Source organism: Planococcus circulans, assembly GCF_020023385.1.
In the GTDB taxonomy this organism is placed as follows: Bacteria; Bacillota; Bacilli; order Bacillales_A; family Planococcaceae; genus Planococcus.
On record NZ_JAIQCL010000003.1, the window covers coordinates 261,914 to 283,839 of the forward strand.

At 45.7% G+C, this 21,926-nt stretch carries 18 protein-coding genes; 15 read left to right on the plus strand and 3 right to left on the minus strand.

Going from position 1 to position 21,926, the window contains the following annotated elements; all coding sequences use genetic code 11:
* Positions 1-22: 22 nt before the first annotated feature.
* The 8 genes from garD to K8U60_RS07685 all read left to right on the plus strand — a co-directional run bounded on the left by garD (position 23) and on the right by K8U60_RS07685 (position 9,666).
* Positions 23-1,555: a galactarate dehydratase gene (garD, locus tag K8U60_RS07650; protein WP_223636642.1), complete on the plus strand. Its 1,533-nt coding sequence runs from the start codon at positions 23-25 to the stop codon at positions 1,553-1,555.
* 83 nt (positions 1,556-1,638) lie between these two features.
* A complete protein-coding gene (gene kdgD, locus K8U60_RS07655) occupies positions 1,639-2,568 on the plus strand; it encodes a 5-dehydro-4-deoxyglucarate dehydratase (protein WP_223636646.1) in 930 nt (309 codons plus the stop codon).
* Between the two features lie 9 nt (positions 2,569-2,577).
* Complete coding sequence (gene gucD, locus K8U60_RS07660) at positions 2,578-4,044, plus strand: alpha-ketoglutaric semialdehyde dehydrogenase GucD (protein ID WP_223636648.1); 1,467 nt, start codon at positions 2,578-2,580, stop codon at positions 4,042-4,044.
* A gap of 128 nt (positions 4,045-4,172) precedes the next feature.
* Complete coding sequence (gudD, locus tag K8U60_RS07665; protein WP_223636650.1) at positions 4,173-5,531, plus strand: glucarate dehydratase; 1,359 nt, start codon at positions 4,173-4,175, stop codon at positions 5,529-5,531.
* A gap of 100 nt (positions 5,532-5,631) precedes the next feature.
* Positions 5,632-6,330 carry a FadR/GntR family transcriptional regulator gene (locus K8U60_RS07670; protein WP_223636653.1) on the plus strand — a complete coding sequence of 233 codons (699 nt, stop codon included), beginning with the start codon at positions 5,632-5,634 and terminating at the stop codon, positions 6,328-6,330.
* A gap of 187 nt (positions 6,331-6,517) precedes the next feature.
* Entirely contained in the window at positions 6,518-7,777 is a 1,260-nt protein-coding gene (locus K8U60_RS07675) for a hypothetical protein (RefSeq protein WP_223636656.1), read from the plus strand.
* An 82-nt stretch (positions 7,778-7,859) separates the two neighbouring features.
* Positions 7,860-8,828 carry a hydroxyacid dehydrogenase gene (locus K8U60_RS07680; RefSeq protein WP_223636659.1) on the plus strand — a complete coding sequence of 323 codons (969 nt, stop codon included), beginning with the start codon at positions 7,860-7,862 and terminating at the stop codon, positions 8,826-8,828.
* A 289-nt stretch (positions 8,829-9,117) separates the two neighbouring features.
* Positions 9,118-9,666, plus strand: a complete 549-nt coding sequence (locus tag K8U60_RS07685; protein ID WP_223636663.1) for a glutathione peroxidase — start codon at positions 9,118-9,120, stop codon at positions 9,664-9,666.
* 392 nt (positions 9,667-10,058) lie between these two features.
* Here the strand turns inward: K8U60_RS07685 and K8U60_RS07690 are convergent, their stop codons facing one another.
* Positions 10,059-10,796 carry an IclR family transcriptional regulator gene (locus K8U60_RS07690; RefSeq protein WP_223636666.1) on the minus strand — a complete coding sequence of 246 codons (738 nt, stop codon included), beginning with the start codon at positions 10,794-10,796 and terminating at the stop codon, positions 10,059-10,061.
* Between the two features lie 132 nt (positions 10,797-10,928).
* On the opposite strand from K8U60_RS07690, the gene K8U60_RS07695 reads away from it, so the two are divergent.
* The 4 genes from K8U60_RS07695 to K8U60_RS07710 are packed head-to-tail and all read left to right on the plus strand — an operon-like array spanning position 10,929 to position 15,700.
* Positions 10,929-11,846, plus strand: coding sequence for a dimethylarginine dimethylaminohydrolase family protein (locus K8U60_RS07695; protein WP_223636669.1), 918 nt, complete (start codon positions 10,929-10,931; stop codon positions 11,844-11,846).
* Positions 11,839-12,600 carry a dimethylarginine dimethylaminohydrolase family protein gene (locus K8U60_RS07700; RefSeq protein WP_223636671.1) on the plus strand — a complete coding sequence of 254 codons (762 nt, stop codon included), beginning with the start codon at positions 11,839-11,841 and terminating at the stop codon, positions 12,598-12,600. Before K8U60_RS07695 ends, K8U60_RS07700 begins: the two co-directional genes overlap by 8 nt.
* A gap of 48 nt (positions 12,601-12,648) precedes the next feature.
* A complete protein-coding gene (locus tag K8U60_RS07705) occupies positions 12,649-14,067 on the plus strand; it encodes an amino acid permease (RefSeq protein ID WP_223636674.1) in 1,419 nt (472 codons plus the stop codon).
* Positions 14,068-14,080: 13 nt separating this feature from the next.
* A complete protein-coding gene (locus tag K8U60_RS07710; protein ID WP_223636677.1) occupies positions 14,081-15,700 on the plus strand; it encodes a M20/M25/M40 family metallo-hydrolase in 1,620 nt (539 codons plus the stop codon).
* A gap of 90 nt (positions 15,701-15,790) precedes the next feature.
* On the opposite strand, the gene K8U60_RS07715 is transcribed toward K8U60_RS07710, so the two are convergent.
* Positions 15,791-16,741 carry a carbon-nitrogen hydrolase family protein gene (locus K8U60_RS07715; RefSeq protein ID WP_223636680.1) on the minus strand — a complete coding sequence of 317 codons (951 nt, stop codon included), beginning with the start codon at positions 16,739-16,741 and terminating at the stop codon, positions 15,791-15,793.
* A gap of 101 nt (positions 16,742-16,842) precedes the next feature.
* On the opposite strand from K8U60_RS07715, the gene K8U60_RS07720 reads away from it, so the two are divergent.
* Positions 16,843-17,829: a 2-hydroxyacid dehydrogenase gene (locus tag K8U60_RS07720; RefSeq protein ID WP_223636683.1), complete on the plus strand. Its 987-nt coding sequence runs from the start codon at positions 16,843-16,845 to the stop codon at positions 17,827-17,829.
* Between the two features lie 90 nt (positions 17,830-17,919).
* Here the strand turns inward: K8U60_RS07720 and K8U60_RS07725 are convergent, their stop codons facing one another.
* The gene (locus K8U60_RS07725; RefSeq protein WP_223636685.1) at positions 17,920-18,297 is read right to left on the minus strand and encodes a hypothetical protein; all 378 of its coding nucleotides are present in this window, start codon (positions 18,295-18,297) and stop codon (positions 17,920-17,922) included.
* A 226-nt stretch (positions 18,298-18,523) separates the two neighbouring features.
* On the opposite strand from K8U60_RS07725, the gene K8U60_RS07730 reads away from it, so the two are divergent.
* Positions 18,524-18,928, plus strand: coding sequence for a (deoxy)nucleoside triphosphate pyrophosphohydrolase (locus K8U60_RS07730; protein WP_223636687.1), 405 nt, complete (start codon positions 18,524-18,526; stop codon positions 18,926-18,928).
* 33 nt (positions 18,929-18,961) lie between these two features.
* The gene (locus tag K8U60_RS07735; protein WP_223636689.1) at positions 18,962-21,856 is read left to right on the plus strand and encodes a DUF3427 domain-containing protein; all 2,895 of its coding nucleotides are present in this window, start codon (positions 18,962-18,964) and stop codon (positions 21,854-21,856) included.
* Positions 21,857-21,926 lie beyond the last annotated feature (70 nt).

A 21,926-nucleotide genomic window follows, 5' to 3' on the forward strand; every position in this document is an offset into this window, starting at 1 on the left:
CATAAATTAGAGGAGTGAAAACATGGAACATGAATCGAATGCAGATATTCCCTTGTTCTTGAAGATGAACGCGCAGGATAATACGGCGATCATCGTCAATACGGGTGGATTAAAACAAGGAGTTCAGTTTTCATGTGGTCTGACTCTTATACAGCGAATTCCACAGGGACATAAAGTTGCTTTGTCCGATATTCAACCAGGTGAAGAAATCATTCGCTACGGTGAAGTAATTGGCTATGCTGAAAAGTTGATCCAAAAAGGTAGTTGGGTGAAAGAGGCATTGGTGAATTTGCCGACGCCTCCGGAACTGGATTCTCTTCCATTTTCAACGAATCTAAAAGAAGTGAAGCCATTAGAAGAAACCTATACGTTCCTCGGCTACCGAAATTCAGATGGTACGGTCGGAACGAAAAACCTGCTTGGTATTACGACAAGCGTGCAATGCGTTGCAGGGGTTCTGGAATATGCAGTCAAAAAAATCAGGCAGGAATTATTGCCGCAGTTTCCCAATGTAGATGATGTTATCGCTTTGAACCATAATTATGGCTGCGGAGTGGCAATCAATGCACCAGATGCCGAAATACCGATCCGAACCATTGAAAATCTAGCGAAACATCCAAATTTTGGTGGAGAAGTGATGATCATCGGTCTGGGTTGCGAAAAATTGGTGCCTACGCGTTTAAACGATGGAAATGACGACGATAATATACTGTCCCTTCAGGATGAAGATGGCTTTGTCCAAATGATCGCTTCCATCGTTAAAATGGCGGAACAGCGCTTGAACCGATTAAACGAACGTCAAAGAGAAGTCTGCCCTGTTTCCGACTTGGTGGTCGGTGTTCAGTGTGGAGGAAGTGATGCTTTTTCAGGAGTTACGGCTAATCCAGCATTGGGCTATGCCACAGATCTTTTAGTCAGAGCCGGTGCGACGGTGCTTTTCTCCGAGGTCACGGAAGTTCGGGATGCCATCCATCTATTAACTCCCCGCGCAGTAAACGAAGAAGTGGGAAAATCTTTAATAAGAGAAATGAAATGGTACGACGAGTATTTGAATAGAGGCCAAGTGGATCGCAGCGCAAATCCCTCCCCGGGCAATAAACGGGGAGGATTATCGAATGTTGTTGAAAAGTCGCTGGGATCCATTGTGAAATCTGGAACTTTACCGATTGTCGATGTATTGAGTCCAGGTGAAAAGGTGAGAAAGAAAGGGTTGGTTTTCGCAGCTACGCCAGCAAGTGATTTTGTTTGTGGAACGCTTCAATTGGCTTCCGGAATACACTTGCAAGTATTCACAACCGGCAGAGGAACACCCTATAACTTGAGTATGGCACCAGTCCTCAAAGTGTCGACAAGAAACACACTGCAGGAGCAATGGCATGATCTGATCGACATAAATGCTGGAAAGATTGCTACCGGAGAAGCTTCTATTGAAGAAGTGGGGTATGAAATTTTTAACGACATTCTGGAAGTGAGCAGCGGATCCAAGCAAACCTGGGCTGATCAATGGGGAATCCATAACGATCTTGCCCTATTCAACCCTTCTCCCGTTACTTGAATAAATTAATTGAATTGACAGAACAATTTAATTGTCTTACAATATTACTATTAAACAAAAAATAATTGAAGGTGGTAATTGATATGAAAAACAAAAGGCAATCACCCACAGGGATTTTAGGCTTTCCGGTAGCGCCATTAACGGATAAAGGCATATTGGATTTAAATGGACTGGAAGCAAATATCGATTTTTTATTGGATCAGGGCCTGACTTCGATTTTTGTAGCATGTGGAGCTGGTGAGCTTCACGCGATCAACACCGCGGAATACCACGCCATGGTGGAATTGGCTGTCAAAAAGACAAAAGGAAAAGTGCCGCTCTATACCGGAGTCGGCGGCAATATCACTGCTGCTTTGGAACAGGCAAAAATATCCGAAGAGCTTGGCGCAGACGGCTACTTGATCTTACCACCATACTTGATCGATCCTTCTCAAGAAGGCCTTTACAATTATTTGAGCGAAATCATCAGCAGCACCGATTTAAATGCCATCGTCTATAACCGGGACAACTGTATCATGACTGCAGATACATTAGGCAAGCTTTGTGAGTTGCCTCAACTGGTCGGCTTCAAAGATGGCGTCGGCAATATGGAAACGGTCGCTGAATTCACGCATTTGTTCGGGGATCGGCTGGAATGGATCAACGGCATGCCGTTGGCTGAAGTGACGATGGGAGCCTACTTGAATCTCGGCTTCAATACGTATTCATCGGCCATTTCAAACTACATCCCGCATATTTCAAAACTGTATTTCGAAGCATTGAAAAATGGCGATAAAAAAGTCGAGAAAGAGATATACGGAGAAGTTATCCTACCGATTCACCGCATCAGAAAACAGAAAAAAGGCTATGCTGTTTCACTGATCAAAGCAGGCATGAAGATCGTCGGACTTCCGGTCACAACAAATGTCAGAGCTCCAATCGCGCCGGTCGAAGAAGCGCATTATGCACAGTTGAAAGTAATCATCGAAGAGGCGCTGCAGAAATATCCGGCAAAAATAACGACTAAAAACTAGGAGGATTTTATGACTACTAATATAGAAGTTAAAACATACTTGAACTACATCAACGGCGAATGGGTTACATCGGATACCGGGAAAACAAGCGAAAGCTTCAATCCTTCCAATAAAGATGAAGTGCTGGGTTCTTTCCAGTTGTCTTCTGCCAATGACTTGGATAAAGCGGTCTCTGCAGCGAAGGCAGGCCAGAAAGTTTGGAGAAAGCTTGCCGGCAGTGACAGAGGAAATTACTTGTTCAAGGTGGCAAATGTACTTGAAGAGAAAGTGGAATATGTGGCTGAAGCAATGACCAAGGAAATGGGCAAAACTTTTGCGGAAGCAAAAGGTGAAACCCTCCGTGGTGTAGCTATTCTGCGTTATTATGCAGGTGAAGGCATGCGGGCGATTGGAGATGTCATTCCATCGTCAGACAGCGAAGCGCTGATGTTTACAACGAGAGTACCGTTAGGGGTAGTGGGCGTCATCACCCCCTGGAATTTCCCGGTTGCCATTCCAATTTGGAAAATGGCACCGGCATTGATCTACGGAAACTCAGTCGTCTTAAAACCAGCCAGCGATACGGCAGTTACGGCAGCCCGGGTGATTGAATGCTTCCATGAAGCGGGTCTTCCGGAAGGTGTCATCAACATGGTGACCGGTTCCGGTTCAGTCATCGGACAAGGTCTGGCGGAGCATCCGAGTGTGGATGCCGTCACATTTACCGGATCGAATGCAGTCGGAAAACAAATCGGCCGTGCCGCATTTGATCGCGGCATCAAATATCAGCTTGAAATGGGCGGCAAGAATCCGGTTATCGTAGCCAATGATGCAGATCTCGATCTGGCTGTCAGTGCGACAATTGCTGGAGGATTAAAATCTTCAGGACAGAAATGTACAGCTACCAGCCGGGTCATCGTCCAAAAAGGTGTATACGATGAGTTCCGCAAAAAATTGCTGGAAAAAGTCGCTGAAATTACAGTCGGAAATGGCATGGACTCCGGAAGTTGGATGGGACCAGTCGCAAGTGAAAACCAGTTGAATACGGTGTTGTCTTATATTGAAAAAGGCAAGCGAGAAGGAGCCAAACTGATCTATGGCGGAAATCGCCTTACAGGAACGGAAACTGCCAACGGCTACTTCGTAGAACCAACAGTGTTCGACGACGTGACAGCTGATATGGCCATCGCAAGAGAAGAAATCTTCGGTCCTGTACTGGCATTGCTGAAAGTGGATACCATAGAAGAAGGGCTGGCAATGGCCAATGACTCGGAGTACGGCTTGAGCGCATCGATTTTCACCACAAACATCGGCAATATGCTGGAATTCATCAATGATATGGAAGCCGGGCTTGTGCGCATCAATGCGGAAAGCGCAGGCGTTGAATTGCAGGCGCCATTTGGCGGTATGAAACAGTCGAGCTCACATTCTCGTGAACAAGGGAAAGCGGCTATCGAGTTCTTCACAGCTATTAAAACGGTATTTGTAAAAAAATAAAAGCAGAGGGAGTTATGCGCTAGATGCGTAACTCCTCTTTTTTAAAATTATTTGGACTTTTGGAAAAAATTCTATACATAACCCGTTTGCGGGACTTTTTCAACCAATAAGTATTGAGGAGTGGAAATATGCTAACAAAAGATGAGAATCAGCAAAAAACAGCAGCACCGCATATAGTGGAAATGAGAGTTGTCCCGGTTGCGGGGCATGACAGTATGCTATTGAACCTGAGTGGAGCGCACAGTCCATTTTTTACGCGTAATATTGTGATATTGGAAGACAATCACGGAAATATTGGAGCGGGGGAAGTTCCGGGAGGAGAAGCCATCCGCCAAACCCTGGAAGAAGCAAAAGAATATGTGCTGGATCAGCCGATTGGTGCCTACAACCGGATTTTAAACAAAGTCCGTAAAGAGTTCGCATTTAAAGATGCCGGCGGCAGAGGCAGCCAAACCTTCGATTTGAGAACAACGATTCACGCAGTAACAGCGCTCGAAGCGGCATTGCTTGATCTTTTGGGGAAATTCCTGAACGTCCCTGTTGCGGAGCTATTGGGTGAAGGTCAACAGCGGACGCATGTAGAGATGCTTGGCTACTTATTTTATATTGGGGATCGCAATAAAACAGATTTGCCTTATTTGAGCGAACCGGATGCAACTGACGACTGGTTAAGATTGAGGCATGAAGAAGCATTGACTCCTGAATCGGTTGTCGCGCTGGCTGAAGCTGCCCACAAGCGTTATGGTTTCCAGGACTTCAAACTCAAAGGCGGAGTACTGAAAGGCGAAGAAGAAATGAAGGCTGTAACGGCTTTGGCTGAACGCTTTCCCGAAGCCCGTATCACGCTGGATCCAAACGGTGCCTGGTCATTGGAAGAAGCGATTCGCCTTTGTAAAGGCAAGGGAGATGTTCTGGCCTATGCGGAAGATCCATGCGGAGCGGAAAACGGCTATTCTTCGCGTGAAGTGATGGCCGAATTCAGAAAAGCGACAGGACTTCCGACCGCCACGAACATGATCGCTACAGACTGGCGCGAAATGGGCCACGCAATCCAATTGAACTCTGTCGATATCCCATTAGCTGATCCTCATTTCTGGACCATGCAGGGGTCGGTAAGAGTGGCACAGATGTGCAATGAATGGGGACTAACATGGGGATCACACTCGAATAACCATTTCGATATCTCGCTTGCGATGTTTACCCAGGTCGCGGCAGCAGCTCCAGGAAAAATTACAGCAATCGATACACACTGGATTTGGCAGGATGGGCAGTACTTAACTAAAAATCCTTTCCAAATTGTGGATGGCAAAATCGAAGTGCCTCAATCGCCTGGTTTGGGCATCGAAATTGATCTGGAAAAAATCGAGAAAGCGCATCAGCTATACAACGAACACGGCCTTGGCGCACGCGATGATTCTCAAGGTATGCAATATTTAATTCCAAATTGGAAATTCGATAATAAGAAGCCTTGCCTAGTAAGGGATTAATATAGGAAGTAAGTGTAAAATTAATGTAAAATAGAAAGAAGTAGCGCAGGAGCGAAAGAATTTTACAGTGTTCTTGCATAAAAAGGCGGTGACAGGTTATATGATGGATGGATATATAGTGGACACAGTCCGAAGAAGTACACTCTCACAGCAGGTTTTGGAGAAAATTGTATTTTTATTGGTTGATGGCCAACTGAAGCCTGGAGACAAATTACCTCCGGAGATGAAGCTGATGGAGCAATTGGGAGTAAGCAGACCCGTTTTGCGAGAAGCTTTGAGTTCTCTTGAGACCTTGGAGATCATCACGAGAAAGCCCCGTGGCGGGACAATTGTAAATGATAAAGTCGGAAGTGATCCTTTTACAGCGATGCTCGCCTTATCGATAAACAACCTTCCTGCTGTAATTGAAGCGAGGATGGCGTTGGAGCTCGGTTTGGTGACTATTGCAGCTGAAAAGATTTCGGATGAACAATTGGACCAGCTGTTGGAAACGATTGAAAGCATAAAGGAAAATGCGCATACCAACTACGGTGCACTGGACAAGGAGTTTCACCGAATCATTGCGTTGAGCGCAAACAATCCGGTGGTGGAGGGGATGATCACCTCTTTGCTTATTACGCATCATAAAACAGATAGCTTAATTCAGCATCGGGATCCCGATATTACAGTGGAACACCACATGGCAATCTATGAGGCTTTGAAAAAAAGAGACCCTCATGAAGCGTTTACGCAAATGTACCGGCATCTAAGTTTTGTCCGGAAAAAAATTCTGGACAATTTACCGGAAAAAAGTGATTGAAAAGGAGCAGACTGTAAACGTGAATTGTTTATAGTCTGTTATTTTTTTGGAAAACTAGGAAAAGTGTCAATGAAAGCAGGTGGAGGATCTGAATAGGATAAAAAGCAGTTTAATAATCCTTGTTCTTCTGCTCTACTTTTTCAATGTTTTTATAGGCAGTGAACGCGGTCATATATTACTGTCGATTTTGGCTTTTTTATTATTGATTGTTGCCATCCCTTCTTCAAAAGCCATGACAAAGGTGATGGGCATCAGTCTTCTGGTTATCGGAATGGGCATCAGCTTCTTTATGAATGGCGCCAGCTTGATCGAAAGTGTTCAAGGCGTCCAGCTGAATTTGCCGCTTCTTATCCTGATACTGCTGGCTCCGTTACTGTCCATTCCTTTAAGGAGCGGAACGTTGCTGGACGATCCGATGGCATACATAGAACAGGTAAAGAACAAACCGAGGCAACTATTTCTGGGAATTTCAAGCTTTCTGACCCTGCTGGCTCCTGTCTTAAATGTAGGATCGGTGAGGATTTTAGCTGATTTGATGAAAGACCGCAATTTGTCGGGTGAGCTGTTGGGCCGTTCTTATTTTACTGGTTTTTCTACAGCGATGGTTTGGTCACCTTATTTTGGCTCTGTCGCCTTGGTGCTGTACTATCTGGACATCCCTTATAGCGAGTACTTTGTCATCGGACTGCTGTTTGCCGCTGCCCAACTTCTGACAGGAAATCTACTGTTCGCCATGAAGAATGGAGTCGAAAAGCCTTTATCAACAGAGAAAAATAAAGGTGATGAAAAGGAGATACATATACTGCCCCTGGTTCTGAAATTTGTCGTCTCATTGGGAATCTTGATTTCAGCTTTGATCCTTCTGGAGCAGCTGACGAAGTTATCGATGCTCGTCTTGGTGAGCATGCTGGCAATCATCATACCGGCAATATGGATGGCTTTGGCTGGCAAGTGGAAGAGTTTCATCAATCAGGTCATCCTCTATAAAAATCAGGTAACAGGCGGAACAGGCAGCGAAATGGTTCTTTTTTTAAGTGCCGGTGTATTTGGCAGTGCAATTTCGAATTCTTCCATATCGGTCTGGATAAAAGATTTTCTATTGATCATTTCTGAAGGTTCTTTTTTCTTTTTTGTCGTATTTATCGTTTTTACCATCATGTTCTTTGCCTTAATCGGTTTCCATCAAATTATTACGGTTCCATTGCTGGTCATGCAAGTCGACCCTGGGGCAATCGGTGTGGACCCTGTAGTGATTGCTTTTGTCTTCATACTGGCTTGGTTCATGTCTGCTATCATCAGTCCGATAAATGCAGTTACGATTCTCATATCGAACGCAGTCAGCAAGAAGTTTTTCACAGTGGGCTTCCGGTGGAACGGACTGTATGTGTTAACGATGTTTTTGATTGGCTGTGTATTCATCTATGCACTGAAGCTTATTTATCAGTAACTCTCAACAGGTCGTGAGATTTTCATTCTTCAAAATAAGGCATTCGGTGTTGAATAGGGATAAGTGAAAAGGGGGAAGGGAAATGGCTTTTAAGGTCCTGGTACCAAGAACTGTAGCATCTGAAGGAATTGACTATTTAAAGGAGAATGGCTGTGAAGTGGATGTGCGTGAAGAAATGAGCGCAGAAGAACTGGAGTCAGCGATTAAAGATTGCGATGCGGTTTTGCTGAGAACAGATACGCTGGACGAAAAAATGATCCGTCAGGCTGACCGCCTGAAAATCATTGCACGGCATGGCGTCGGGTTCGATAATATCGATATCGAAGCTGCTTCAGCCAAGGGGATTTATGTGTCCTACACACCCGCCGCCAACATCAATTCCGTGGCAGAACATGTGACAGGATTGATATTAGCCATTTCCAGACAAACTATTAAAGTCGATAAGGCTGTGAGAAGAGGAGATTTTGAGGTGCGGGACACCTCTTACGGAACTGAACTGAAAGGAAAAGTGCTGGGCATTATTGGACTTGGCAATATTGGGAAGCTGGTCGCCAAAAAATGTGCATTCGGCCTCGAAATGAGAGTGATCGCCTATGACCCTTACGCCAAACTACCTGAAGAAACATACATAAGCAAAGTAGAAGACATAGAGGAACTGATGAGGAAGTCAGATTTCATTTCTTTGCATCTCCCATATAACAAAGCGCTTCATCATTTCATCGATCAGGAGAAGTTAGGTTTGATGAAACCCTCGGCATTCCTAATCAATGCGGCCAGAGGCGGATTAGTGGATGAAGCCGCATTAGCTGAAGTACTCCGTGATAACTGGATTGCCGGTGCCGCATTGGACGTCTTTGAACAGGAGCCTGTTCCTGCCGATCATCCATTGCTTAAGCTGGATAACCTGATTGCCACACCTCATATTGCAGCTTTGACACAAGAGGCGATGACCACCATGTCCCTGGATTGCGCAAAAGAAATCGTTCGGATTAAAAACCAGATGGAGCCATTCGTGTGGCTTAATGAGAAGCAAATGAAGAAGGTAGATTAAACTGGTAGGTGATCGATCTGTTGGAACGAATATGAAAAGTGCAGCTGAAAAGAAAAAACGTATCGTCTCGGTCGTATTTTCATTCTTTGGACAAGTAACAGCAAGTCTTTTACCGTTCGATCCTCCTCCAGGAAACCATCAAGTTTGTAACTGCTGCCGAAAAGCAGGATACTAAGACTGTCGGAAGAAATTGTATAGAAGATTGGGTGCTACTCCTTTTAGAACTGACTAAGGCTAAGCCGGTGACAGAAACTGAGAGATCCAGCACCCATGAAAGAGGAGGATATTCATGTCGATTTATTCATTCCAAACAAAATTAGCAACTGGTGAAGAAATGCATTTCGAGAAGTACAAGGGCGAGGTGCTGCTGATTGTGAATACAGCCAGTAAATGCGGGTTGACCCCTCAATACGAAGAATTGGAAGAGCTGTATAAAACCCATAAAGAAAAAGGATTTGAGATCATCGGCTTCCCGTGTGACCAGTTCGGCGGACAGGAACCGGGAACAGATGAGGAAATATCGGAATTCTGTTCGATCAATTATGGTGTCAGTTTTCCGCTTGCTCAAAAAACTGAAGTGAATGGCGAAGCTGCCCATCCGCTTTATCAGTATTTACGCGGACAGGCTCCGGCGGACGAGGAGTTTGACGAGGCAGGCAAGTTGCAGAAAGAAGATCGCGATATGCTGGAAAGTTCCGACATCAAATGGAACTTCACGAAGTTCCTGATCGACCGCAAAGGAAATGTAGTCCATCGCTTTGCGCCGGCTGTGAAGCCGAAGGCAATGGAGCAGATCATCGAGCAGTTGGTCATGGAAATGTCAGGGGCATCTAGATAAGTTAAAAGTGAAAAAGCACAGCTGGAGCGGGGAAAGTCACCGTTCCAGCTGTGCTTTTTTGCATTGTGAAATTAGACTCGTACCACTCCTTTCTTAGGAAATTTCAGTGAGAACGTGGCTGCTTGATTTACGGGTTTTATTGTCATATTTACTGCAGGCAGCAAAGCTCTTTCTTTTACTCAGAAAAAAATGTCATACGCTGTTTCCGATTTTAACTGAGCAGCAGATGATGCTGAAAAAGAAGCAAACAATATATGAGCCGCATTGTTGACCGTATGCTTCTGATATTAAGAAGAACTGTCACGATGAGACAATTTGCCTTCGTACAGAGTTTCCATCAAATGTCCAAATCATTAGAGAATCAGTATTCGCTTCAAAAAAATTATCTTCAACTAATTGCTATATCCCAATTTAGCGGAAATGCGCTGGCTTGTTTCTGTGACATGCTGGATAAGGAATGCAAGCCGTTCGTCGGTCAGGTTGTAACTGACGACGCCGACGCTGATTGCTCCCTGCACTTTTCCAAAACGGTTCAAGATGGGCGCACCGACAGAAGATGTGCCTTCTGTCCGTTCGCTGTGGCTGATGGCGTATCCCTGGTCTTTTATTTGTTGTAGAAGTTCGTAAAAAGTGGGTTGTTGTTCTTTTGAGATATGCACATTGATGATTTTCTTTGCTTCTCCGTTCGGCATATATGCAAGCATGGATTTATTTGCAGCTCCGATATGCATTGGAATACGAGAACCAAGTTTGTCATAGACCCGAATTGCGTGATTCTCGTTGTCGATTCGTTCGGTAATAAGCGCTTCGACTCCCATAGGCTGGCTCAAATAGACGCTTTCCCCAGTCTGGTCCATCAGATTCACCAATTCGGGTCTGATTGTGCTGATGTAATCCATCGTATCGTACATATGTAACCCGTACTCCAGCCAAATATTTCCTAAATCGTAACGTTTTGTCTTATCATCCTGTTGAATCATTCCGTGAGCCGCCATGGCTTTTAGGAGACGGTGCATAGAACTTACGGGGAGGCCGCATTCAACCGATAGTTCCGTGATGGACAATCCATCTTCAGTTGAACGCGAAACCAATAATTTTACGACGCCCATTGCCCGGTCAATTGATTGCATATAGGTTCCACCTATCCTCTATAAAATATAGTAGTCTTATTATTTTAAATATATTGACATTATACCATACGTAACTTATATTATTGAAAATAACTTTCCGTATAGAGGAAACTATTTCCGGTATGCGGAAAAATGGAGGCGAAAACTATTAACATTTCATCGATGTATCATCCGTTGGAACGGGTGATTGTCAAACATCCTAACGATGCGTTTATCAGCCAGCAGCATATCGAGAACGAATGGGAGAAACTCAATTATTTGTCTGCACCTGATTTCGAGAAGGCAAAAAAAGAGTACACCGAATTCATTTCCCTGCTGTCACGTCATGTTCCGAATATAGACTATTTACCGTTATCGGAACATGTCAGCATGGATTCCATCTATGCGCATGATCCTGTCAAATTTACAGCTGAAGGAGCCATCATCCTAAAATCAGGGAAAGCGCTGCGCCAGCCGGAAGCAGAAGTTTATAAACGTTTCCTAACAGAAAAAGGGATTCCAATCATCGGTGAATTGACGGGAAAAGCGACTTCGGACGGCGGTGATCTCGTCTGGCTCGATGACCGGGTGCTGGCAGTTGGGAACGGTTACAGAACCAATGCGGAAGCGATTCGCCAAATCAAGGAGATGACGGCGCATATGGTCGATGAGTTTATTGAAGTGCAGCTGCCGCATGCTGATGGGGAAGAAGAATGCCTCCATCTGATGTCGTTTATCAGCATGGTCGACCAAGACCTCGCCGTCGTTTATTCCCCGCTGATGCCGGTCGCTTTCAGAAAGCTGCTGCTGGAACGGGGCATTCAGCTCATTGAAGTGCCGAAAGCGGAGTATGACCTGCTCGGCTGCAATGTGCTCGCGGTTGCGCCGCGCGTCTGCATCATGGTGGAAGGCAATGAGTCGACTAAACAACAGCTGGAGCAGGCAGGTGCAATAGTCTACGAATACAAAGGCGAGGAAATCAGCGTCAAAGGAACCGGAGGGCCAACGTGCCTGACAAGCCCGGCAGTACGGGTACCAATCTCAGAAAAGAGGGGCTTATCACATGTTTGAAAATGTCATCGTAAAAACACCTGGAAAAAGCTATGTTAACGGATTAACCACTTCGGATCTTGGCGCACCGGACTATGAACGCCTGCTTGAACAGCATTCGGCTTATATCGAAGCGCTGAAAGCGTGCGGCGTCGAAGTGACACAGTTGCCGGAAAGCGAAGAATATCCCGATTCGACATTCGTCGAAGACGCAGCCGTCGTGACACCAGAATTTGCCATCATCACGAATCCGGGCGCTAAAAGCCGCAATGGCGAAAAAGAAGAGATCGAAGTCGTATTGAAGAAGTTCTATTCGAAATTCCATTACATCAAATCGCCCGGCACTCTTGACGGAGGAGATGTGCTGCAAGTGGACAAGCATTTCTATGTCGGCATTTCAGAACGCACCAACTATGAAGGGACACAACAATTCAAACACATTGTCGAAACGGAAGGGTACACGGCCACGATTGTTGAACTGCAGGAGTTTTTTCATCTAAAAACGGGCATTGCCTATCTCGGAAACAATACCATCGCGGCAGCCGGGGAGTTTTTAAACCATCCAGATTTCAGCGACTACGAAAAAGTGGAAATTCCCGATGCAGACAAATACTCGGCGAACTGCATCAAAGTCAACGGCTATGTCATCATTCCTAAAGGCTTTGAAGACACAAAACGCAAACTCGCAGAACGCGGACTGAAAACGATCGAACTTGAAATGTCGGAATTCCAAAAACATGACGGCGGACTGAGCTGCCTGTCGCTGCGCTTTTAAAAAGGTATACGGGGTGTTCCGAAATAACAAAGGGGAAGGGGAAGTTTTATGATCAAAACACCGGAAGTGCCAGCTGCAAACCAGTTGAATCGTTCCATGAAAAGCCGTCACCTGTTCATGCTTTCGCTTGGAGGCGTAATCGGCACCGGATTATTTTTGAATGTAGGATATACAATCAACCAATCCGGTGCAGGAGGGGCATTGATCGGTTACCTGATCGGCGGGCTCATTTTATATATGGTCATGGTCTGTCTCGGTGAACTGGCCGTCCATATGCCGGTCACCGGTTCTTTCCAGACGTATGCATCAAGGTACATCAGCCCATCAGCCGGATTTTCGCTTGGGTGGATGTACTTTGTAGGATCTGCTGCCACCGCGGGAGTTGAATTCACCGCAGCTGGCATTCTGATGAAATACTGGTTCCCGGAAACCCCGGTATGGATTTGGTGCGCCATATTCGTGGTGTTGCTGTTTTCGATAAACGCTTTGACGACGCGAGGCTTTGCGGAAGCCGAGTTCTGGTTTGCAGGCATTAAAGTGGTCGCACTCCTGCTGTTCATCATTATTGGGGCTGCTGCTATTTTCGGTGTGATACCGCTTGTGGACCGCCCAGCGCCATTCATGGAGAATCTCGCTCCTCAAGGCCTGTTCCCGGCGGGCATTGCCATTATTTTTATCACGATGATGAACGTCATTTTCTCTTATCAGGGCTCTGAGTTGGTGGGGATTGCCGCCGGGGAGACGGAAAATCCAGAAAAGAACATCCCGAAAGCCATCCGCAATATTTTGGTCCGCATCATCGTGTTTTATATCGCATCGATCATTATTCTTTCGGCGATATTCCCTGCTTCTGAACTTGGGCTGATGGGGAGTCCATTCGTTACACTGATGGAAATGGCGGGAATTCCGTACGCGGGCGGCATCATGAACTTTGTCATTCTGACCGCCATCCTGTCAGTGGGCAACTCCTGCCTTTATGCCTCAACCCGGCTGCTGTGGGCGATGGCGAACGAAGGCATGGCACCGCGGATTTTCAGCGCGCTGACAAAACGCAAAGTGCCACTTGCGGCATTGATTTTTACCATGATGTTTTCGCTGCTGTCGCTATTGACCAGTGTTATGGAAGCGGATACGGTCTTTATCCTGCTGATGTCGATTGCGGGGATTTCCGTGACAATTTCATGGATGGGTATTGCAGCTTCTCAATTGATGTTCCGCCGCCACTACGTAAAAGCGGGTGGGGATACAGCGGATCTAAAGTTCAAAGTGCCTTTTTATCCATTCGTGCCGATTTTCTGCATCGCTTTCTGCTTGCTGATTCTTGGCTTTCTGGCTTTTGATCCAACGCAGCGCATCGGACTGTTATATGGCGTCGGTTTCTTCGTCGCCTGCATGGTGTTCTATAAAGTGAAACTGGAAAAGAAAAAAACTGTTCCAGCCGAAGTGGGAGTAGAACCTGTCAAATAAGGAGGAGTATGGAGTGGGGAAATTGTTGTGGGGAACGCCGGCAGATCTCCGGGCGCTTTTATGTGAATTGGTCAGCTGGGAAAGCAGGACGCTGACGGAAGGGGAAAAGGAATTTCCTTTTAAAGTACGGGAGAAACTGCAAAATCTCGATTATTTCCAGCAGCGTCCCGACTTTCTGCAGCTTCATGAAGCGGATCCGGGGCGGAACCTGCTGATGGCGCTTTACGAACATCCGAAAGCGGTGGACACCATTGTCCTGATCAGCCATTTCGATACTGTGCAGACGGAGGAATACGGTGATCTGGAGGTGCTCGCGTGCAACCCTGAAAAACTGACAAAGAAGCTTTTCGAACGAAAGAAGGAACTTCCTGACGAAGCACGCTTTGACCTCGAATCAGGTAAGTACCTGTTCGGCCGCGGGACGATGGATATGAAAATGGGGCTGGCCCTTCATATGGCGCTTATTGAAAAAGCGGGCATTGAACAATGGCCGCTCAATCTTGTGCTGTTGACGGTGCCCGACGAAGAAGTCAATTCGGCTGGCATGCGGATAGCGGTTGAAGAGCTGGTGAAATTGCGCGAACAGCGCGGCCTGTCCTATAAAATGTTCTTCAACAGTGAACCGGCATTTTCCCAGCAGCCGGGTGACGAAAAGCATTACATCTATTCCGGAACGCTTGGGAAAATCATGCCTGCCGCCGTTTTCTACGGAAAGGAGACACATGTCGGCGAACCGTTGAAAGGGATGACGGCCAATTATATGGCATCTTTTTTGGCGCAGGCGATGGAGTGGAACTCCCTCTACCACGAAAGCGACTTCGGGGAAAGCACGCCACTGCCAGTGTCGCTTCAGCAAAAGGACCTAAAGATGCAATATTCGACCCAGACCCCTTACCGGGCAACCGCTTTGTATAATGTTTTCCTCATGAAGCGGAATGCGGCAGAAGTCATGGAACTGTTCGAGCAAACAGCAAGACAGGCAGCTGCCGTATGCAACACGGCATACGCAGAACTTTGCAGACGTGAAGGAATTGAAGGAATTGGTGAAGTAAGGGTCTTGCGCTATGAGCAATTGCTTGCTTATGCAGAAATCAAGCGCGGTACGGATTTTGTTGCGCATCTGAAAGCGGAAATCCTGAGCCATCCGGAATGGGATGAACGCGAAAAGTCGCTGCGCATCGCTGATAAGCTGATGATCCAGTGCCACGAACTGGCGCCGGCAATCGTCCTCCTGTTCGCACCGCCTTATTACCCGGCAGTCAATTCATCTGAAGATCCGCTCATTGTGGGATGCGTCGCCACAGTCAAAGAAGCGGCAGCCGAATTGGGAGTTGAAGTTGACCAGATCCATTATTTCAATGGCCTCTGCGATTTAAGTTATGTGAATTACAGCGACAACGGAAACGGCTGGAGCTCCTATGAACGCAATACGCCGGTCTGGGGAGAAACATACAGCATCCCATTTGCCGGCATGCTGGAGTTGCAAGCTCCTGTATTGAATGTCGGGCCGTTCGGAAAAGACGCCCATCAGTATACGGAGCGGCTTCATATCGACAGTGCCTTCGTCCAGACACCTCATATACTCGAAAGTTTGATGAAGAGTCTATGCAAGCAGGCACTTGAAACCGTTTAAAAAAAGAAATAGCCCTGAGAAAAAGTGAAAAGCGCAGCTGGAACGGTTTATACCGTCGTTTCAGCTGCGCTTTTTTATGATATGACTTAATTATTCCCAAACAACCGTCTTTTGTTCTTTCTCATTCACCGACAGCTGAAAAACATCCGGGCGCGAGTAATGGCCGGCTACGTCAAAGTCGAACTGGCTTTCAGCGATCTGGTCCAGGTCGAGTTCGGCATACAGGATCGTTTCCTCGCCGTAGACCGGCTCTACGATCAATTCTCCTAATGGACCGGCGATGCAGCTGCCGCCGCGTGACATTTCCTCCGGCAACTCCTTGAATTCATCCCGCGATGAGATCTCTTCAGGGTACATGGATTTCGTTGAATACTGGTTGCAGGACAGGACGAAACAGCGGCCTTCCGCAGCGACGTGGCGAACGGTCGCTGTCCACGTATCACGCGCATCGGCAGTTGGCATGACGTAGATCTGGATGCCTTTTTCGTACATCGCTGCACGCGCCAACGGCATATAATTCTCCCAACAGATCAAGGCGCCGAGGCGACCGTAAGGCGTATCGAATACCGGCAAGGTGCTGCCGTCTCCCTGTCCCCAAATCAGCCGTTCAGAGCCGGTCGGTTTCAGTTTGCGGTGTTTGCCGAGCAGTTCGCCGTCCGGACCGAAAAACAAGGCCGTGCAATACAACGTGCCTTGGCTGCCGGAACTGTCTTTTTCGATGACGCCGATGACAATATAAGCACCCGCCTGCTTCGCGGCCTTGCCGATCACTTCCGTTTCAGGGCCTGGTGCTGTGATGGAATTATCCCAATAGCGCCGGAAATCTTTGCGGCCTTCCGGAGAGCGGCTGCCCACCACTGCACCAAACGACATGCCGCGCGGATAGGCAGGAATGAAGGCTTCCGGAAAGACGATGATCTTCGCCCCTTGAGCGCCTGCTTCTTCGATCAGTCGAACTGTTTTCAACACACCTTTTTCCTTGTCCATGATTTCCGAGCCGGCTTGGACGACGGCTACTTTAAATTTAGTGGATTTTTTCATCGATCTCATCCTTTCATGTCAAATTCAAGTTTATCATTGTTATAATATTCTTGAAATAGAACAGAGAAACTGGATTTTATACTCATATAGGAGGTCTCGGAATGAAACCAAAAGTTTATATTGCACGAAAGATCTCAAAAGAAGTGGAAGAATATATCGGTGAGCACTGTGACTACAGGAAGTGGCAAGGGGAAGGGGCCATTCCGCTGGATGTTTTAATAGAAGAAATAAAGGATGTCGACGGGGTGCTTGTGCAGCATGCGCCCATCACACATGAATTGCTGGAGCAGGCACCCAATCTGAAAATCATCAGCAATTCGGCGGTCGGCTATGATTCCTTTGACTTGGAAGCCATGAAACAGCATAAGGTGCTCGGCACGCATACACCTTTTGTGCTGGATGAAACGGTGGCGGATTTGGCCTTCAGCTTGATGCTTGCGACAGCGAGGCGAGTGCCCGAGCTGAACAACTTCGTCAAACAAGGGAAATGGGATAAACAAACGGATTCTCGGCACCTGTTCGGCATCGATGTGCATCACACGACGATGGGCATCATCGGCATGGGCCGCATCGGCGAGAAGATTGTCAGAAGAGCGAGGTTCGGTTTTGAAATGGAAGTCCTCTACAACAGCAGGACGCCAAAACCCGCTCTCGAAGAAAAATACGGCATCGTCTACAGCGAACTGGACGCCTTACTGGAAAAATCCGATTTCGTCGTCCTGATCGTGCCTTTGACGCCGGAGACCCATCACCTGATGGGGCAGCAGCAATTTGAAAAGATGAAGAACAGCGCGATTCTGATCAATTGTGCCAGAGGGGCAGTGGTGGATGAGAAAGCTTTGATCGACGCTCTGGAGAAAGGGGAGATTCGCGGAGCGGGACTGGATGTCTTTGAAAAGGAACCTGTGAGCCCCGACAATCCACTGCTCGGGCTGGATCAGGTCGTCGCCCTCCCGCATATCGGCTCAGCCACCGAACAAACGCGCGCAGCGATGCTTATGAAAGCGGCGGAGAACCTGGTCGAGGGTGTGACTGGTAAGGTTCCTCAGAATGTAGTCAAAGAATTGCAGGGACTGCTGGAGAATTAAACATATTAATACTTTCATAGATTTTCCATACAAAAAGGCCAAAGAACTGATCTGAGCTTCTTTGGCCTTTTCATATGCAGTGCAGAAAACTTATGCTTCCTTTGCTTCTTTTTTAGAAGCGCGTAAATATTCGAGCCAGAAAATCCACAAAGTCACAGCAACGCCGATCCACAGGGTGGAACTCGTGAGGGAGATACTGTTGCGGGGTTCTCCGCCAAGCACCGTCAATACGGCAAGTACAATCAGTGGCACCACGATCATGAGGAGCGGAAAGACGATCATATAACGTTTCTTTTCCCGTTGCTGTTTAAGCGTCAGTGCACTAAGTACAACCATAAGCGCAATAACCGCGAACAAGATCCATGGCGGAATGCCAAGCGCATCAAGTGTTCCCGGGAAATAATCATTGACCAGGAGTGTACATAGATTAACCAATAAGATGGCAATAATCAGCCAGTATGTCTTCAAACTAAAAATCCTTTCGGTGATGGCATACTAGTCTGCCTTTTTCCAAGTGTAACAAAAAGTATTGGATATTACAGGTAATAGGTTTTGTTGTGTGAAGTATTATTGTCTCATTTCAATTTAAACAAGGAAGAAGAATTTTTCTTTAAAAGAAAATGTTAGAATAAAGGGAATTGAACATTTTCTAATGATAAGCAACTTTAAATTTCGAAAAGTAGGTGAAGAAGTTATGAAGAAAAATATACATGTAGTGGGGGCAGTAATTACAAACGGCAATAAAATATTATGTGCGCAGCGCGGTATGGAAAAAAGTTTGCCTGGCTTATGGGAATTTCCAGGTGGAAAGATTGAAGAACCTGAAACGCCTCAAGCAGCGTTACAAAGAGAAATTCAAGAAGAAATGCGTTGCCAGGTAGCGATTGGTGAGCAAGTAGAACATACGGTGCACGAATACGATTTCGGAGTTGTTCATTTGACCACGTTTTATTGCCAACTAGTTGAAGGAACTCCGGTGTTAACGGAGCATATTGCGATTCAGTGGTTAGAAGCATATGAGCTAGAGCAGCTCGAATGGGCTCCGGCAGATATACCGGCCATCCGAAAATTAAAGCGGACGTACCAAGCCCAAAAATAAGAGAGACAGTTGAGAGAAAAGCGGGGGACGGAAATGAACTTTCTTCAGAATTTAGAAGACTCTATCTACAAAGGTTTCATCGATCAAACAAAACCTAGCGGAGAACGCTTTAAACCGACTTTGCTGATCAATAATACAAAGACAAATGAGACCGTATTGAATTCCATCACTGAAGAGCTGGATAGCTGTCAATCCTTTCTCTTTTCTGTAGCTTTTGTGACTGAAAGTGGCTTGGCGACTTTAAAAACCCATTTATCAGATCTTGACCGCCAAGGCATTAAAGGAAGAATATTAACCTCAACTTTTCTGAATTTCAATCAACCGAAAGTATTCAAGGAACTCTTGAAAATTAACAATGTGGAAGTCCGATTGTCGAGTATGAAAGGCTTTCATTCTAAGGGCTATATTTTTTCTCATGAAACGCACCAAACCTTAATCGTCGGAAGTTCCAATTTAACTGCGCAAGCTCTAAAGGTAAATTACGAGTGGAATATCAAATTGAGTTCTCATGAAAATGGGGAATTGGTTTCCCATTTCTATCAGCAATTCGAAGAGGTCTGGGAGAACGCCCAACCCTTATCCGAACAGTGGATTACGCGATATGAACAATCGTATGTGCCGATTGAATACCGTAAAGAGCTAAAGAATATTGCTGAGTTTCCAGAGGTGTATACAGAAAACCCGTTAGAAGAAGCGGTTACTATTAAACCAAATAAGATGCAAACTGCGGCTCTTCAGGAAATACAAGCGGTACGGGAAGCTGGGAATGACAAAGGATTGGTTATTTCAGCGACGGGCACTGGGAAAACTTATTTATCGGCTTTTGACGTGCGTAACTTTGCCCCAAAACGAATGTTGTTTATCGTTCACCGAGAACAAATTCTCCAGAAAGCCAAGTCAGATTTCATCCGGATACTAGGTGGGATAGAACAAGATTTTGGGATTCTATCGGGGAATTTAAGAGAGACAAACGCGCGTTATTTATTTGCGACCATCCAAACGATTTCAAAAGAAGCGACGCTCAAGCAACTAGATCCACAAGCTTTCGATTATATTTTAATTGATGAAGTGCATAAAGCCGGTGCGAAATCGTATCAGAAAGTCATTGAGCATTTCCAGCCGAAGTTCCTGATGGGAATGACTGCGACGCCTGAACGTACTGATGATTTCAATATCTACGAGCTATTCGATTATAATGTAGCCTACGAAATTCGCTTACAGGAAGCACTGGAAGAAGACATGCTTTGTCCGTTCCATTACTTTGGAGTGACTGACGTCGAATATGAAGAAGGTGTGATTGATGAAGCGACGGTTTTTTCAAAACTAGTAACGGGAGAACGTGTCGATCATATTTTGCAAAAGGTCGATTATTACGGTCATTCAGGCGAAAAAGTAAGAGGTCTCATGTTCTGCAGCCGAAAAGAAGAAGCGGTGAAGCTTTCAGAAGAGCTGAATCGTCGCGGATTAAAAACGGTCGCCTTGACTGGGCAAAATTCTCAGGAAGAGCGCATTCTGCAAGTTGAACGGCTAGAAAATGGTGTCATTAACTATATTTTGACTGTGGATATTTTCAATGAGGGGATAGACATTCCAAGTGTCAACCAAGTAGTCATGCTGAGACAAACACAGTCGAGCATTATCTTTATCCAGCAGCTTGGTCGCGGACTTCGTAAGCATGGATCAAAGGAATTTGTGACGATCATCGACTTTATCGGAAACTACAAAAACAATTACCTGATTCCCGTGGCTTTGTCCGGTGAACGTTCGCAAAACAAAGACAATATCCGTCGTCGAATGAAAGACACCAGCTATATCAAGGGGATTTCCACTGTGAATTTTGAAGAGATTGCGAAAAATCGTGTGTTCTCAGCGATTAAGAAGAGTAATTTAAACGATATGAAGATTCTTCGCGAAGCTTATATTGAGCTAAAAAACAGAATTGGACATATTCCGCAGCTTCAGGATTTTATCCAACACAACTCAATCGACCCTTTGGTGATTGTTCAAAAATACACAAATTATTATCAATTTTTACTGAAACTTAAAGAGATTGATCCGTTAATAACGGTCTATGAAGAGCAGGTCTTGACGATGTTGTCATTGGAAATTTTGAATGGCAAGCGACTGCATGAAATTCTGCTGCTCGAATTATTGCTGGAAAAAGACCAAGTCACGATGCAGGCATTTGAACAATCGATAAGATCTCATAATTGCTCTGTAGGCCCAGAAACCTTAGCTTCGGTGCAGCGTGTGTTGGACTTGAGTTTCTACAATCAAGGCCCTCGAAAAAAATATGGCAATAAACCACTTGTGGTCTTTGAGGAAAATGGTATTCAACTTAATAGGGAAATTCAAGCCAGCCTGAAGCAGAATCCAAGCTTTAAAGCAATGCTGATAGATATCGTCATCAGTGCGAAAGAGTTAAGCAGAAGCTATAGATGCGATCAATCTTTGACACTCTACAAAAAATATACCCGCAAAGATGCATGTCGCTTATTGAACTGGACAAGCGATGAGAGCTCAACGATTTATGGGTATAAAACGAAGCATGGTACCTGTCCAATTTTTGTTACCTATCATAAAAATGATGAAGTAGAGTCGAGTGTTGCCTATACAGAAGGATTTGTAAGCCCGGATATCTTCAAATGGTCGACGCGTAGTAATCGAACGCTGGCGTCTGCGGAAGTAAAAACCATCATAGACGCTGCTGAAAATCATATTGACCTTCATTTATTCATCAAAAAAGATGATGACGAAGGCGGCGATTTCTATTACCTAGGGCAAGTTCTTCCGGACAAGATAAGCGTTGAGCAAGCGTTCATGAAAGATAAAAACTTAAAGGATATCCCCGTGGTTCATATGCATTTAGCTTTGGAAAACACGGTGGAAGGGAAGTTGTATCGCTACATTGCAAGCGAGGAAAGTTGATAGTCCTGTCTCCTTTTACTCTAACTTCTCCTATCTCTAAAGTAACCAGACACTCGCTATCCAGCGAAAG